The sequence below is a fragment of the Halomonas denitrificans genome (assembly GCA_019800895.1).
Taxonomy (GTDB): Bacteria; Pseudomonadota; Gammaproteobacteria; order Xanthomonadales; family Wenzhouxiangellaceae.
In genome coordinates this window covers 706,972-722,727 of record JAHVKF010000002.1, presented here as the reverse complement: position 1 = coordinate 722,727, position 15,756 = coordinate 706,972, and the positions used below count along the sequence as shown (strand labels likewise).

The 15,756-nt window shown below is 69.9% G+C and carries 13 protein-coding genes; 6 read left to right on the top strand and 7 right to left on the bottom strand.

What is annotated here, in order from left to right; genetic code table 11:
- Positions 1 to 4: 4 nt before the first annotated feature.
- From hisF to KUV67_07195, 3 genes are read left to right on the top strand one after another with little or no spacing between them, the layout of a single operon-like run.
- Positions 5 to 781, top strand: coding sequence for an imidazole glycerol phosphate synthase subunit HisF (gene hisF / locus KUV67_07205; protein MBY6204665.1), 777 nt, complete (start codon positions 5 to 7; stop codon positions 779 to 781).
- Between the two features lie 18 nt (positions 782 to 799).
- Positions 800 to 1,759, top strand: coding sequence for an arsenosugar biosynthesis radical SAM protein ArsS (arsS, locus tag KUV67_07200; protein MBY6204664.1), 960 nt, complete (start codon positions 800 to 802; stop codon positions 1,757 to 1,759).
- A 48-nt stretch (positions 1,760 to 1,807) separates the two neighbouring features.
- A complete protein-coding gene (locus KUV67_07195; protein MBY6204663.1) occupies positions 1,808 to 2,428 on the top strand; it encodes a bifunctional phosphoribosyl-AMP cyclohydrolase/phosphoribosyl-ATP diphosphatase HisIE in 621 nt (206 codons plus the stop codon).
- A gap of 7 nt (positions 2,429 to 2,435) precedes the next feature.
- On the opposite strand, the gene KUV67_07190 is transcribed toward KUV67_07195, so the two are convergent.
- The 3 genes from KUV67_07190 to KUV67_07180 form a co-directional block, all read right to left on the bottom strand.
- Entirely contained in the window at positions 2,436 to 2,990 is a 555-nt protein-coding gene (locus KUV67_07190) for a phosphatase PAP2 family protein (protein MBY6204662.1), read from the bottom strand.
- Between the two features lie 114 nt (positions 2,991 to 3,104).
- Positions 3,105 to 3,875: an EAL domain-containing protein gene (locus KUV67_07185; protein MBY6204661.1), complete on the bottom strand. Its 771-nt coding sequence runs from the start codon at positions 3,873 to 3,875 to the stop codon at positions 3,105 to 3,107.
- A gap of 207 nt (positions 3,876 to 4,082) precedes the next feature.
- Positions 4,083 to 5,168 carry a hypothetical protein gene (locus tag KUV67_07180; GenBank protein MBY6204660.1) on the bottom strand — a complete coding sequence of 362 codons (1,086 nt, stop codon included), beginning with the start codon at positions 5,166 to 5,168 and terminating at the stop codon, positions 4,083 to 4,085.
- Positions 5,169 to 5,229: 61 nt separating this feature from the next.
- Here KUV67_07180 and KUV67_07175 point away from each other — a divergent pair, with 61 nt between their 5' ends.
- Both KUV67_07175 and KUV67_07170 read left to right on the top strand, forming a co-directional pair.
- Complete coding sequence (locus tag KUV67_07175; GenBank protein ID MBY6204659.1) at positions 5,230 to 6,672, top strand: M20 family metallopeptidase; 1,443 nt, start codon at positions 5,230 to 5,232, stop codon at positions 6,670 to 6,672.
- 10 nt (positions 6,673 to 6,682) lie between these two features.
- On the top strand, positions 6,683 to 7,903 hold the full coding sequence (locus KUV67_07170) for a DUF418 domain-containing protein (GenBank protein MBY6204658.1): 1,221 nt from the start codon (positions 6,683 to 6,685) through the stop codon (positions 7,901 to 7,903).
- Positions 7,904 to 7,955: 52 nt separating this feature from the next.
- Here KUV67_07170 and hflC read toward each other — a convergent pair whose 3' ends face one another.
- From hflC to KUV67_07155, 3 genes are all read right to left on the bottom strand, one after another.
- Entirely contained in the window at positions 7,956 to 8,897 is a 942-nt protein-coding gene (gene hflC / locus KUV67_07165; protein MBY6204657.1) for a protease modulator HflC, read from the bottom strand.
- On the bottom strand, positions 8,894 to 9,955 hold the full coding sequence (gene hflK / locus KUV67_07160; protein ID MBY6204656.1) for an FtsH protease activity modulator HflK: 1,062 nt from the start codon (positions 9,953 to 9,955) through the stop codon (positions 8,894 to 8,896). Before hflK ends, hflC begins: the two co-directional genes overlap by 4 nt.
- Before the next feature lie 139 nt (positions 9,956 to 10,094).
- Positions 10,095 to 13,394, bottom strand: coding sequence for a hypothetical protein (locus KUV67_07155; GenBank protein MBY6204655.1), 3,300 nt, complete (start codon positions 13,392 to 13,394; stop codon positions 10,095 to 10,097).
- Positions 13,395 to 13,583: 189 nt separating this feature from the next.
- Between KUV67_07155 and KUV67_07150 the strand changes: the two genes are divergently transcribed.
- Positions 13,584 to 14,918, top strand: a complete 1,335-nt coding sequence (locus KUV67_07150; protein MBY6204654.1) for an acyl-CoA thioesterase/BAAT N-terminal domain-containing protein — start codon at positions 13,584 to 13,586, stop codon at positions 14,916 to 14,918.
- 18 nt (positions 14,919 to 14,936) lie between these two features.
- Here the strand turns inward: KUV67_07150 and KUV67_07145 are convergent, their stop codons facing one another.
- Positions 14,937 to 15,755: a glucose 1-dehydrogenase gene (locus KUV67_07145; GenBank protein MBY6204653.1), complete on the bottom strand. Its 819-nt coding sequence runs from the start codon at positions 15,753 to 15,755 to the stop codon at positions 14,937 to 14,939.
- Between the last annotated feature and the right edge of the window lies 1 nt (position 15,756).

Genomic DNA, 15,756 nt, shown 5'->3' with positions numbered 1-15,756 from the left:
CGGGGTGGCCGTGCGCATCATCCCGTGCCTGGACGTGCGTGCCGGGCGGGTCGTCAAGGGCGTGAAGTTCCGCGACCACGTCGACATGGGCGACATCCTGGAACGCGCCGAGGCCTACCGCGACCAGGGCGCCGACGAGCTGGTGTTCTACGACATCACCGCCAGCCCCGAGGGCCGGAGCGTCGAGGTGGGCTGGGTCGAACGGGTGGCCGAGGCGATCGACATCCCGTTCACCGTGGCCGGCGGCATCCGCGACGTTGCCCGGGCCCGGGCCGTGCTGCACGCCGGGGCCGACAAGATCTCGGTCAATTCGCCGGCCCTGGCCCGCCCCGGGCTGGTGGCGGAGCTGGCCGACGCCTTCGGCAGCCAGTGCGTGGTCATCGGCGTGGACTCGATCCGCGAAACCATCGACGGCCGGACCGCCTACCGGCTGCGGGCCAACACCGGCAACCCCGATGCCATGACCGACCCGGATCTCGACACGCGCGACTGGGTCGAGCAGGTCCAGGCGCTGGGTGCCGGCGAGATCGTGCTCAACTGCATGGACGCCGATGGCGTCAGAACCGGCTACGATATCGATCAATTGGCCGACATTCGGCGCATCTGCGACGTGCCGCTGATCGCCTCCGGCGGCGCCGGCGCAGCCGAGCACTTTCTCGAAGCCTTCGAGCGGGCCGATGTCGACGGCGCACTGGCGGCCACCGTGTTCCACTCGGGACAGATTCCGATCCCGTCCCTGAAGCACTGGCTGGCCGACCGCGGCGTCCGAACGCGGCGCTGAGGCCCGGAGACCGTACCCATGCGCGACACCTTTCCGCTGCTCGAGAACACCGACTTTCCGCCGATCCGCCGGCGGCGCCTCGACACGCTGCAGATGAACCTGGGCTACCTGTGCAACCTGGCCTGCATCCACTGCCACGTCAACGCGGGCCCGAACCGCACGGAACTGATGGACCGGGCGACCATGGCGACCGCCCTCGCGGTCGTCGACCGGTTCGGGATCGGAACGCTGGACCTGACCGGCGGCTCGCCCGAGATGAACCCGGAGTTCCGCTGGCTGGTCGAGCAGGCGCGCCATCGCGGCGTCCGCGTCATGGACCGGTTGAATCCGACCATCATGGAAGAGCCGGGCTACGACTGGGTCGGTCCGTTCCTGGCCGAGCACGATGTCGAGGTCGTGGCCTCTCTACCGTGCTATTCGAAGGAGAACGTCGATGCGCAGCGCGGCAACGGCGTGTTCGAGGCCTCGATCGCTGCGCTCAAGACGCTCAATGGTCTGGGCTACGGCAAGGGCGATCCGGACCGCGTCCTGAATCTCGTGTACAACCCGCTGGGCGCCACCCTGCCGCCGGACCAGAACGCGCTCGAGTTCGAGTACAAGCGGCTGCTCGCGGACGAGTTCGATCTGCACTTCGACCACCTGTTCACGCTGGCGAACATGCCGATCAAGCGCTTCGGCGCGATCCTGCTCTCCAAGGGCCGCTTCGAGGACTACATGACGCTGCTGAAGAACAGCTATCGGCGCGAGAACCTGGACGCCGTGATGTGCCGGGACCTGATCAGCGTCGACTACCGCGGCCGCCTGTACGACTGCGACTTCAACCAGATGCTCGGCCTGCCGCTCGGCAAGGACAGCAGTCGCCCGACGCTGGCCGACCTCCTCGATCTCGACGAACCGCCGCGCGCGATCGCCGTGGCCGACCACTGCTACGGCTGCACCGCCGGCCAGGGGTCGAGCTGCGGGGGTGCACTGACCTGACCCGCTCTCCGCCCCACCCGAACGAACCCGACCCGAATGGATCCGACCATGAACATCGACCCCGCCGATTCCGCGACCCCGGACTGGGACAAGGGCGACGGCCTGCTGCCCGCGATCGTGCAGGACGCCGACTCCGGTCGCGTCCTGATGCTCGGGTACATGAATGACGAGGCGCTGGCGGCGAGTCGCGATTCAGGCCGCGTGACCTTCTTCTCGCGCAGCAAGCAGCGGCTCTGGACCAAGGGCGAGACCTCGGGCAACGCGCTGGACCTGGTCGACGTCCGGCTGGACTGCGACCGCGACACGCTGCTGGTCCGGGCCCGGCCGCACGGCCCGACCTGCCACACGGGAACCGCGACCTGCTTCGGCGACGAATGCCTTCCGCCGCTGGCGTTCCTGGGCGAACTCGAGCGCGTGATCGCTTCCCGGGTGGGGGCCGATCCGGCGTCGAGCTATACCGCGCGACTGCTCGATCGCGGGGTCAAGCGATGCGCCCAGAAGGTCGGCGAGGAGGGGGTCGAGGTCGCGCTCGCCGCGACCGCGGGCGACCGCGAGGAGCTCGTCGAGGAAAGCGCCGACCTCCTCTACCACCTGCAGGTGGTTCTGGCAGCCTCGGGCGTGGGAATGGATGAAGTGCTGGCGACCCTGGAGGCCCGCCACCGCGGCTGAACCGGGCTCAGCTGACCGGCGGGGCCACGGCGAGCGCAGCCGATGCCAGACCCCAGCCCAGCGCGGCCCCGACCAGGACGTCGGTCGGGTAGTGAAGGCCCAGCACGACCCGCGACAGCGCGATCAGCAGCGCCAGCGGCACCAGGACGGCCGCCAGGGCCGGGAACCAGGCCACGGCGATCAGCGTGAAGATCACTGCTTGCAGCGTGTGGCCGGACGGAAAGCTGTAGCGGTCCAGCGGCGCGCAGCCGACCCGGATGGCTCGGTGCGTGAAGTACGGCCGCTCGCGGACCAGGCGCTGCTTCAGCAGCTTGTAGATCGCCAGCCCGACCAGGGCGGTCAGGCCCATCGCCAGCGCGGCCCGGACTCCGTAGCGGCCCTGGGTCAGCGAAAGCACGACCATCAACGCGTACCAGGCGGCCCCGTCGCCGACCCGGCTGACCGCGGCGAAGAACGCGCGGACGCCCGGCCGGGTCGAGTATCCGTTCAGGCGCAGGCAGATTCGCTGTTCGGCCCGGTCGATCCGGGCGAAGCCGCGCTGGACGGCATTGGCGAAAGGCATCTCCATGCCGACGAAGCTAGCGCGCGATTACGACAATTGCGTTGCATCGCGCTGACGCGCCGATGACGGAGCCTGCGTCGAGCGGCTCCGGATTCGTTCGTCTCCCGCCGCGGCTCAGGCGCTCAGTCGAGCGGGCGGCTGAACGCGGGGCAGCGACTCGAAGGCCGGACGGCTGAACAGGAAGCCCTGGGCATAGCGCACGCCGGCTCCGCGCAGCCAGTCGACTTCATCGTCGAGTTCGACGCCGCTGGCGATGACCTCGATGCCGAGCATCCGACAGGTGGCCAGCACGCCGTGCACCAGGGCCTGGCGTCGTTCGCTGCAGTGGATCCGGTCGACCAGGTTGCGGTCGAGCTTCAACCACTGGGGCCGGAACACCACCAACCGCTTCAGCCCCACTTCGCTGGAGCCGAAGTTGTCGGCCAGCACCTGGATGCCGGCCGAATCGCAACGTTCGCGCACGTCGTTGAGTTCGCGCGGCGAGCCCAATGGCTCCAGGCGGCCGAATTCGAACACCAGGGAACCGGGGTCGACGCGGTAGTGGCGGGCCAGCGTCACCGTATCCTTCAGCACCTGCTCGAGGTTGGCCGGCGTCACGCCGGCACAGTTCAGGTGCAGCGGCACGTCGATGCCGAGCCGCCCGGCGATCTCCAGCGCGCGCTTGCGGCACGCCTGGTCGTAGAGTTCACGGATTTCCGCACGGATGGTCTGGAGCACCGTGTCGGCGGCCTCGCCGAAATTGCCGCGGACCAGCGCTTCCTGACCGATCACTTCGCCGGTTTCGAGGTCGACGATCGGCTGGAAGGCAAAGCTGAACTGGGCCGGTCGTTCGTCCGCGCTCTCGGCGCCCCGGTCCTTCGATCCGTTCGATGGGTTGTGCAGCATCGTCCACCTCGCTCTCGATTCGTGGCGACGGTCGCTGGATCGACCGCCCGATGCAGTACAACATTCAAGAGGCGTGCCAAGTCATTGAATTCGTGGCATGCGTCACGCTCGGCGCGAGCAAAGGCGAAGGGCTCCGGGAAGCGGGCAAGCGACGATGCGCCGAAAGCCGCCCCGGGAGGACCGTAGACGACGCAGCGCGCCAACCGATCAGGCGGGGCTGCCCCCCGGGTGCCAGGCTTCGATCTCGACCAGCAGGTCCCGCCGGCAGACGTCGCCGCGCAGGCCGCAGAGCGCGAGTTCCGGCCAGCGCGCCTTCAACCGGGACCGGACCGACGGCCAGTCGGCCGCGTGGCGGACGTAGACGCGCGCCAGACTGCCCGGACCGAAGTCCGCCAGCGCCGGCTGGTCGAGCGTCGCCGCCGCATTGCGCAGCAGCGACTGCAGGTTGCTGGCCGCCTCGTCGGTCTGGGCCAGCACGTCGCCCGGGTGCGCGGTCGCGTGTCCGACGACGCTGGCGGTCCCGGAGATCAGCAGCGCGGTGCGCGAACCGGCCAGCGGCACGGCGGTCGCGCGCGCGAAGGCCGGCTGACGGGGGCCGTAGGAGCGCGGGTAGTTCCAGGCGCTGACCTGGCGGGGGTTCTCGATCGAGATGCCCGGCCGGCGACCCACCAGCGCGACCAGCTGCATCACCGGCCCCTGTCGATCGAGCTCGCCGCCGATCGCGGTGGCGGCGCACATTCGGGCATCGGCCAGGCCGGCGGCCTCCAGCGCGCGACCTCGCCCGACGCAGAAGCGCCGATAGCGTTCGGCGTCGTCGAGGCCTTCGTTGATCGCCGGGAAATAGTTCCACAACCGCAGCGGGTAGGCATCGTCGGCCTCCCGCAGCTGCTCGATCAGGCGGCGATACAGGCGCTCGGCCGGTTCGGCCGCATCGTCCGCAGGATCGTCGGGTTCACCGAGAACGATGGCATACACCTGGTCGCCGGCGTTCATCCAGGCCTCGTGGGCGAAGTCTCCGCCCAGCCACTCCAGCCCCGGGCCGGCGGGGTGGGGGGAGCCGTCGAGGTCGATCGAGAGCACGGCGCCCTCGGTCCGCTCCGGTCGGACCGACAGGTTCGGCAGGTCGTCGATGGTCGAGTCGATGGTCGAGTCCTCGAGCAGGCGCGGGATGGGATACGGCGCAGGCCGGGAGTCCGGGGCCGCCTTCGTGCCGAGAGCATACCGGCAACGGGTCGGGGCCGTGGCACGAGACGTCGTGGACGAGTCGACCGCAGCGTTCCGGCCGATGCTCATCGAGCGAGAATCGGCTAGCATCGGAACCGACCCCGGACGCGCACCCGCGAGCGAGATCGCCATGGACCTCGACAAGGCACGAGAAACGATCGACCCGCTCTGGAAGGACAGCATCACCCCCGAACTGGTCGATTACGTCCGCATTCCCGCCAAGTCCCCCCATTTCGACGCCGACTGGGAAGAACACGGCCACATCGATGCCGCGGTGGACCACATTGCGCGCTGGTGCCGAGAACAACCCGTCGACGGGCTGCAGGTCGAGGTCGTTCGGCTCGAGGGACGAACGCCGGTCATCTACATGGAGGTGCCTGGTTCGCACGGCGGCCAGGACGACCCGGACACGGTGCTGCTCTACGGCCACCTCGACAAGCAGCCGGAGATGACCGGCTGGGACGACGACCTCGGCCCTTGGAAACCGGTGATCCGCGACGGCAAGCTGTATGGCCGGGGCGGGGCCGACGACGGTTACGCGGCCTACAGTTCGCTGGCCGCGATCCGCGCGCTCAAGGAGCAGGGCCGGCGGCACGCGCGCTTCGTGCTGCTGATCGAGGCCTGCGAGGAATCGGGCAGCTACGATCTGCCCGCCTACATCGCCCACCTGTCCGACCGGATCGGCGAACCCTCGCTGGTGGTCTGCCTCGACTCCGGCGCCGGCAACTACGAGCAGCTCTGGGTGACGACCTCGCTCCGGGGCATGGCCGCCGGAACCCTGCAGGTGGACATCCTGAACGAGGGCGTGCATTCGGGCTACGCGTCCGGCATCGTGCCGTCCAGCTTCCGGATCGCCCGGCAGTTGCTTTCGCGGATCGAGGACGAGGGCACCGGGGAGATCGTGCTGGCCGAGATGCAGGCCGAGATTCCCGAGCAGCGCCGGCAGCAGCTCGCGGCGGTCGCCGAGGTGCTCGGCGACGAGGTCCACACCGCCTACCCGTGGGTCGACGGCGCCGGGCCGGCCGGGGGTTCGCCGCTCGAGCGCCTGCTGAACCGCAACTGGAAGGCGGCCCTGTCGGTCACCGGTGCCGGCGGCCTGCCTGCCCTGGATTCGGCCGGAAACGTGCTGCGGCCGGGCACGGCGCTGAAGCTCTCGCTCCGCCTGCCGCCGACCGTCGACGGCGACGCCGCGACGCTGGCGCTGAAGACCGCGCTGGAAGACGACCCACCCTACGGCGCACGCGTGACCTTCGAGCCCGAGGCCGCGGCAACCGGCTGGAACGCACCGGAGGTCGCCGACTGGCTCGACGACGCCTGCCAGGCGGCTTCGCAGTCGGTGTTCGGCCGGCCGGCGATGTACATGGGGGAAGGCGGCACGATTCCGTTCATGGCGATGCTCGGCGAATCGTTTCCCGACGCGCAGTTCCTGATCACCGGCGTGCTCGGCCCGAAGTCGAACGCGCACGGACCGAACGAGTTCCTGCACCTGGACTACGCCCGCCGCCTGACGCTGGCCGTGGCCATGATCCTCGACGCCCACGCCGAGCGCCGCACCGAGCGCGCCGCCGCCTGAGGAACACTCGATGACCCTCGATCGCCCCACCCCCTCCGCCGAGCGCAAGATCCATCTCGACGTGCTCCGCGGCTTTGCGCTGTTCGGCATCCTGCTGGTCAACTTCGAGTACTTCAGCCGGCCGATCGTCTCGATCGCGCTCGCCGAAGAGGCGACGCCGAGCGGCATCCACGCGCTGGTCGCCTTCCTGGTCCAGTGGCTGGCCGAGGGCAAGTTCTACTCCTTGTTCTCGATGCTGTTCGGCGTCGGATTCGCGCTGATGATGATGCGTGCCGACGAGGCCGGCGGTGGCGGCACGGGACGCTACGTCAAGCGCTTGATCGGCCTGCTCGGCTTCGGGCTCGCCCACGCGCTGCTGGTCTGGTCCGGCGACGTGCTGCTGGTCTACGCGCTCACCGCCTTCGTCATGCTGCTGCTGTTCCGCCGCACGCCGGTCCGGCGCCTGTGGAAATGGGCCCTGGGCCTGATCGCCGTGCCGATGCTGATGATCTGGATCGGCCTGGCCGGCATCACCGCGGCCGCCCACGCCCCCGACGGCGGCGAATCGACGCTCGCGGAGATCCGCGAGGCGGAAGCCGAGATCGAGACCCTGGCCGCCGAGGCGGCGCGCATCAACGCCGGCGGAAGCTACGCGGAGAACGTCGTCCAGCGGATCCGCGACCTGGAGTTTTCCCTTTCGAGTTTCCTGTTCTGGATTCCGCCGGTGCTGGGCTACTTCCTGCTCGGCCGATGGTTGCTGGCGGCCGGACCGCTGGACCGGCCGGCGGATCACGCCGGCTTCTTCCGGCGCTGGCGCGTACTCGGCCTGGTCGGCGGCCTGCCGCTGGCGGCCTACGCGGCGTGGCGGCTCGAGGGGCTGGGGATGTTCGTCCCGTCGCTGGAGCTGGCGCTCGGGACGACCGCCGCGACGGTGGGTGCGCTGCTGCTGTCGCTCGGCTACCTGTCGCTCGTGGTACCGAACGCGCACCGGCTCGCCTTCCTGGCTCCGGCCGGCCGGATGGCGCTGACCAACTACCTGTGCCAGTCGCTGGTCTGGACGCTGGTGTTCTACGGCTACGGCCTGGGCATGTGGGGCCAGGTGCCCCGGGCGGCGATGCTGCTCCTGGCGATCGTCTTCTTCGGCCTGCAGGTGGCGTTCAGCCGCTGGTGGCTGGCCCGGTTCCACTTCGGCCCGGCCGAGTGGCTTTGGCGCGCCTGGACCTACGGCCAGCGACCGCCGATACGGCGCTGAACGACGCGTCGCGACGGGCAACGGCCGGCCCCGAGGACCGGCCGTACCGGGCTCAGTCGGCCTGCGACTGCTCGAGGTAGCGGAAGAAGTCCGAGTCGGCGCGGAGCATCAGCGTCGAATTGGGGCCCAGCGCGCGGTAGCTTTCCAGGGTCCGGAAGAACGAATAGAACTCCGGGTCCTCGCCGAACGCGACGCCGTAGATGCGCGTCGCCTCGGCGTCCGCGTCGCCGCGAATCTGCTCCGCTTCGCGCGCGGCCTCGGATCGGATCCGGCGCAGTTCGCGCTGCATCTCGCCGAGGATCTCCTGGCTGCGGCCCTGGCCCTCGGCGCGGAAGCGCTCGGCGATCGACTGGCGCTCGGCGATCATCCTGCTTTCGACCTGGCGTCGCACCGAGTCGATGTAGTTGACGCGCTTGATCCGGACGTCGGCGAGCTCGATGCCCAGTTCCGGCATCAGGCGACGCGCGCGGGTCAGGATCTCCTGCTCGAGCAGCTCGCGGCCCAGCTTCGGCCGCTCGTCGAGGACGACGTCGTCGCGCTCGACGAGCACCGGGTCGTCGATCGCGTCGAGGTCGACGTTCCAGTCGCGCGAACGGATGATTTCCTCGAGCTGGGTCGAGGACACCATGTCGCGGACCACCGAATCGATGATGTCGTCCAGGCGCGTGCGCGCGCCGCGCTCGTCGCGCACGGAACGCAGGAACTGCAGCGGATCGGAAATCCGCCAGCGGGCCGTGGTGTCGACCAGGATGAACTCGCGGCCGAGCGTGGGGATCTGGGTGACGTCGCCGTCCCAGCCCAGCAGGCGCTTGTCGAAGAAGCGCACCTGCTGCCAGGGCAGCTTGACGTGGAGGCCGGGGTCGTCGATCACGTCGCCGATCGGCTCGCCGAACTGGACGATGATCGCCTGCTGCGACTCGTCTAGGGTCCAGAGCATGGTGCGGCCGGCGACGATCAGCACGACGGCCAGGATGGCGATCAGGGCGATTCTCATGGCTGGCCTCCGTTGGCGCGGTTCACGGCGCGGGCGGCGCCGGCCGCTTCGCGATTGACGTCGAGCAGCGGCAGCGGCGAGGCCTGGCCATCCTGCACGACCAGCACCTGGCCGATCGTCGGCAGGACCTGGTTCAAGGTCTCCAGGTACAGGCGCGACCGGGTGACTTCCGGGGCCTGGCGGTACTGCTCGAGCACCGCGGTGAAGCGGGCCGTCTCGCCGAGCGCGCGGTTGACCCGCTCGGTGGCGTAGCCTTCGGCCTCGGCGATCGCGCGGATCGCCTCGCCCTCGGCCCGGGGAATCTCCTGGTTGACCCGCTTCTGGGCCTCGTTGATCATCCGCTCGCGCTCCTGGCGGGCCTCGTTGACCTCGTTGAAGGCCGGCTGCACCGCCGGCGGCGGGACCACGTCCTGCAGCTCCACGGTGATGATGTCGATGCCGGCGTCGTACTGGTTCATGATGGCCTGGATCTCCTCGGCGGCCTGGGCCTGGATCTCCACCCGGCCGACGGTCAGCACGGCGGAACCGAGGCGGTTGCCGACCACGCGCCGCATCACCGACTCGGCGATATCGCGCAGGGTCTCGGTCGGCTCGCGCATCTCGTAGAGGAACTTGATCGGATCGTTGATCCGGTACTGGACCACCCACTCGACGTCGATCACGTTCAGGTCGCCGGTCAGCATCAGCGATTCGTCCTCGAACTGCTGGCTCGAGTAGTTGGTCCGGCCGCCGGCCCGCGTTCCCTCCGTGCGGAAGCCGAATTCCTGCTTGAGGACGCGCTCGGTGGCGACGAACTGCACGTCGTCGATGCCGAAGGGCAGCTTGAAGTGCAGGCCGGGATCGGTGATGGCGATGACGTCGCCGAAGCGCTTGACCACGGCCCGCTCTTCGGGCTGGACCGTGTAGAACGCCGACAGCGCGCCCCAGAGGACCAGCACCGCGACGGCGGCGCCCAGGATCGGTTTGATCGGCGGGCCGCCCCGGCGGCGCTTCATCAGCGCCTTCAGGTCGATCGCGTCGCCGCGGCCTCGGCCATTGTTCGAAGTGGATCGGGTCACGTCGGAAACTCCAGAAGATGGACCAGGAAGTCTAGCGCCGGCGTGGCATCCGCCGGCTCGATCCGCAGGGCGGCTCGCCGCGGAAGGTTCGCTGCCGGACCCGAAGCGGATCCGGCAGCGTCGATGGATCGATGCTTCGTCAGCCGCCGGGGATCGATGCGCCGGTGGTCCACGGTGCGCCCGCGGCCTCCAGCTCGCGCTCGAGCGCCGGGATCCGCTCCTCGACGAGGCGCTCCAGCTCGGCGCGGACCTCGGCGAACTCGCTCTCGGCGATCTCCAGCGACCGACGGTGGGTCGGCGTCGGGCCGTAGGTCGAGCGGCCGGTCCCCATCATCGCGACGAACATCCGCTGGCCGACCGTCGGCGGCTGCAGCTCTCCGACCTCGTTCATGGTCTCCTTGCCCTGCAGCTGTTCGGCGATCTCGTAGAGCGCCTGGTCGACACGGTAGAGCTGGCGGTCGAGATCGCCGCCGGGGGCCTGGCTGCGCTGCAGGGCCTGGCCCATCGCGTCGATCTTCTCGCGCGCCTCGCGGATCACCTGGCCGGCAGCCGTGGTCCTGCGCTGCATTTCGGCCAGCCGCTTCCAGAACGCTGCCGTTTCTTCCGGCTCGGCGCCTTCCAGTGCACCTTCGCGCATCCGGACCACGTCGAAGGATTCCGGACCGGCCAGCGGCGAGACCGTGCCGTCGATCCGCTTGGCCAGTTCGACGCTGTAGGTGCCCGGCGCGACCATGAAGCCGCCGCCTGTGCCCCAGCCGCCGTCGGCGCCGATCGCCATCGGCGACGGCATGGTCAGGTCCCAGGCCACCCGGTGGAAACCCCGCGTTGCCGGCCCTTCGAGCCGGCGGACCACGTTGCCGTCGGCGTCGCGCACGGTCAGCAGGATCGCCGGCTCGGGCTGCCGGACCTCCTCTTCCAGCGCGTCCCAGCCCGGGAAGGGAACGTCCTCGCGTTCGGCGATCATCGGCTTCTCGCGTTCCTGACGCAGCTGTTCGTCGGTCTTGTAGGTCTCGGCGAGGTGGTAGGTGAACACGGCACCGAAGGGCGGGTTCTCGGCGGTGTACAGGCTGTCGCCCTGGGAGCCCTTCCGGTTGAAGCCGAGCACGCCGCGCTGGATGTACCACCACGCATCGGCCGGCTCGAACAGGACCGCCTCGGCGCTCAGGGCCTCGTCATCGAGCTCGCGCAGCGGGCTGTAGTCGTCGAGGATCCAGAAGCCGCGGCCGAAGGTCGCGCCGACCAGGTCGTTCTCGCGGCGCTGGATGACCAGGTCGCGATAGGGAATCGTCGGCGCGTTGCCGGTCAGCTCGTGCCAGGCCGCACCGCCGTCGAGCGTGACGAACACGCCGAACTCGGTGCCGGCGAACATCAGCTCCGGGTCCACGTGGTCCTGGACCACTCGCCACACCAGGTGCCGATCGGGCAGGTCGTCGCCGATCGAACGCCACCGCCGGCCGCGGTCCGTGGACTTCAGCAGGTACGGCTCGAAATCACCGTACTTGTGATTGTCCAGCGCGACGTACACCGTATCGGCGTCGAACAGGTCGGCCTTGATGTCGTTGACGAAGGCCGTTTCCGGCACGCCCGGCAGGTCGCCGGCCTCGATCTCGCGCCAGGTCTCGCCGCCGTCGGCGGTGACCTGGATCAGGCCGTCGTCGGTGCCGGCGTAGAGGATGTTCTCGTCGATCGGCGACTGGGCCAGCGAGGTGATCGTGTTGTAGTTCGACATGGCGAACATGTCCCAGGGCGCGTCCCAGCTCCACTGGCGACCCATCACGTCGAGTTCGATGCGCTGCTGGTCGCGGGTCAGGTCGCCCGAGATCGGCCGCCAGGAATCACCGCGGTCGTCGGAGCGCCAGACGCGTTGCGAGGCGTGGAAGATCGTGGTCGGCTCGTGCGGGCTGACCAGGATCGGCGCATCCCAGTTGAAGCGCTCGGCCGGGTCGCCGGGTTCGGGCTGAGGCTGGATGTAGACCACCTCGCCGGTGGTCCGGTCGACCCGGACCAGGTTCCCCTGCTGCCAATGGGCGTACATGATGTCCGGGTTGCCGGGCTCGGTTGCCGGCTGGTGGCCGTCGCCGAACAGCACCACGTACCAGTCGGCGTTGCGGATGCCGTGGACGTTGTCGGTCTGCGACGGGCCGCCCTGGGTGTTGTTGTCCTGGGTGCCGCCGTAGATCGTGTAGAAGGGCTCGGCGTCGTCGACCGCGACCTTGTAGTACTGGGTCACCGGCAGGTTGTCGATATAGCGCCAGGTCTCGGCGTGGTCGAAGGTCTCGTACAGGCCGCCGTCGGAGCCCCACAGCATGTAGTCCGGGTCGCTCGCCCGGAAGGCCATGGCGTGGTTGTCGACGTGCTTCGATTCCTTGTCGATGACGACCCAGGTGGCGCCGCCGTCATGCGACACACGCGCCTGGACGTCCATCAGGTAGATCCGGTCGAAGGCGTGCGGGCTGGCGTACAGCTCCTGGTAGTAGTGCGGCCCCGTGCCGCCGGCCACCATGTCGGACATCTTCGTCCACGACGCCCCGGCGTTCGTCGACCGCCAGATGCCGCCGTCCCGGCGGTTCGTCTCGATCGCGGCGTAGACCACGTCCGGGTCCTGCGGCGACACGGCCAGGCCGATCTTGCCGAGGTTGCCGCCGGGCAGGCCGCCCGCCAGCTTCGTCCACGTGCGCCCGCCGTCGGTCGATTTGTGCACGCCCGAGTTCGGACCCCCACCGACGTAGGCCGCCACCGTGCGGTGCCGCTGCCAGGTCGCCGCGTACAGCACATCCGGATCGGTCGGGTCGATGACCACGTCGGTCACCCCGGTCCAGACGTCGTCCCCCTCGTCGCCGACCAGGGTGCGCTCCCAGGTCTCGCCGCCGTCGGTGGTCATGTACAGGCCCCGCTCGCCGCCGGACGACCAGAGCGGGCCCTGCACCGCGACCCAGACCGTGTCGCCGTCCTCGGGGTGGATCACGATGGTGCTGATGTGCTCGGAGTCTGCCAGGCCCTTGTTGGCCCAGGACTGCCCACCGTCGTGCGAGACGTAGATGCCGTCGCCGTAGCCGACGTGGCGGCCGCCGACGTTCTCGCCGGTGCCGACCCAGACCGTGTCGGGCTCGTTCGGGTCGATCGCGATCGATCCGATCGAGTAGGACGACTGGCCGTCGAACAGGGTCTGCCAGGTCGTGCCCGAGTTGGTGGTCTTCCAGACTCCGCCCGGTCCGACCGCGACGTACCAGGTCGACTCGTCCTCGGGATGGATCGCGATATCGGCGATGCGCCCCGACATGAAGGCCGGGCCGACGGTGCGAAGCTCCAGGCCGGCGAGCCGCTGCTCGAGCGAGACCTCGCCGCTTTCGGCGTCCTCCTGGGCGGCCAGGGGCAGCGAGAGGAGGCTTGAGAGGACAAGCCCCAGCAGCAGGCGAAGTCGGGCGGATCGATCGTGCATGACGGGTCTCCTGGATCGTTTCGGGGCCCGCCGGCAGGACGGGCAGCCGCGACAGCCTAGCACTGCCGTATCTCCGAGCCATGAGCCATCGGTCATGCCGCTTCGGCCCCGCGGCGATGCGGGGATGCCTCGACGACGCGTCTGGGGCATGCTTCGACCCGTGACCCGACCCGCACGCGAGCGATTGCCATGACCCGACCGACGATTCCCCTCTGCCTGCTTCCGTTGCTCCTTGCCCTGTCGGCCCTGGTCAGCTGCGCCGCGACGCCGACGCCGGATCCATCGGAGCCACGGCTGCAGTTCTCGGCCAACCCGGCCCGCCTCGGCGACCCGGTCGGTGTCGAGGTCGAAGGGGTGACGCCCGGCGACCTCGTGCGGGTCCGGGCGACCCGCAGCCGCGACGCGTCGACCGCGTGGCAGAGCGCCGCGACCTTCCGCGCCGATGCCGGGGGCACCGTCGACCTGGCGATGGATGCGCCCATCGACGGCGCCTGGCAACGTGCCGATGGCGATGCCCTGTTCTGGTCGATGCGCAGCACCGAGGGCCCCGCGCCGGCCGACCTCGCCGAAGACGCCGTCCGGATCGAGGTGCTGGATTCCGGCGAAGGCCTCCTTGCGTCGGCCGACCTGGTCGTGACCGCCTCGCCGGATCCACTGGTCGAAACGCCGCTGGACGAGGCGTTCCCCGGTGCCTTCGTGCTGCGTTCTCCGGGCGAGGACCCGCTGCCGGCGATCGTTCTCCTCGGCGGGTCCGAGGGCGGCGACTCGGCCGCCCGCGCCATGGCGCCGACCTGGGCCGCCCGCGGCTACGCGGCGGTCGGCTACCCGTACTATTCGCCCGCCTGGGGCGACCAGCCCCAGGCCGTTCCCGGCCTTCCCCGGGCCTTTGCCGACCTGCCCGTGGACAAGCTGATCGGCGTGCGCGATGCGCTCCGCGCCCGCCCCGACATCGACGCCGACCGGATCGGCCTGCTCGGTGTGTCGAAGGGCGCGGAATTCGTCCTGATCGCCGCCGGTCGCATCGACGGCTTCGCCGCGGTCGCCGCGATCGTGCCGAGCGACGTGGTCTGGGAAGGCTGGGGCGCCGGAGGCGAGGAGCCGGTGTCCGGCTTCGCATGGAACGGCGAGTCGTTGCCGTTCGTGCCGTACGTCGAAATGGGCCGTGCCTTCGCACCCGAAGACAGTGGCGAGCGAGTCGAGATGCGCGTGCCGCACGCCGAGGGGCGGGCGGCCCACCCGGATCGCGTCGACGCCGCACGCATCCGGGTCGAGGACATCGACGAACCGGTGTTCCTGCTCGGCGGCGGCCAGGACGCGGTCTGGCCGTCGGCGGAGATGGCCGCACGCATCGCCGCGACCCGGGCCGACGCGGGCCTGCCCACCGAGACGCTGATCTTCGCCGAAGCAGGCCACGGTCTCAGCGGCCCGCCGCAGCGGCCGACCCGCGAAGCCTCCGTGCTGGCCCGCCAGGCGGGCTGGTCGGCGCAGCTGGCGTTCTTCGAGCGGCACCTGAAGCCCGAATAGCCGACGCCACGCGCTCCGTCAGTCCGGCGGCGCCGGTGTGGCCGTCGCGCCGGCCAGGATGCCGCCGTCGATGACGATTTCCGTGCCGTTGATGTACGCCGCCTCGTCGGAGGCGAGCATCACGGCCACCGCGGCCACCTCCTCCGGCGTGCCGAAACGCTTCATCGGGCAGTCGGCGACGATCGCCTTCATCGCCGCTTCGCGCGCGGGGCCGTCGCCGAGCATCGGCTCCCAGATCGGGGTCAGGATCGCGGCGGGGTTGATCGAATTGCAGCGGATCGGCAGGCCTTCTTCCGCGCAGTACAGCGCGACGGTCTTCGTGTGGTTGCGCACCGCCGCCTTCGACGACGCATAGGCCGCCGCGCGCGGGATGCCGACCATGCCCGAGCGCGACGACATGTTGATGATCGCGCCGGCCGAACCGCTTGTCCGCATCGCCCGGATCGCCGCCCGGCAGCCGAGGAACAGGCCGTCGAGGTTGGTTCGATGGACCTCGTGCCAGTCCTCCAGCGACGCGTGCTCGGGGTCGTGCTTCGCGCCGTGTTCCAGGCCGGTGATGCCGGCGTTGTTGACGACGATGTTCAGTTTGCCGTGCGCTTCGAGGACACGATCCATCGCCGATGCCCAGTCGGGAGGGCTGCGGACATCGAGCGCCATCGCCTCGGCGTTCTCGCCGATCTCATCCGCCACGCGACGCGCGTCGGTCTCGTCGAGATCGGAGACGTAGACGAATGCGCCCTCGGCGGCGAAGGCGCGGGCGATGGCCTCGCCGATGCCCTGCGCGGCGCCGGTGACCAGCGCGACCTTGCCTTCGAGCCGTTGTCCTGAAGCGCTCATC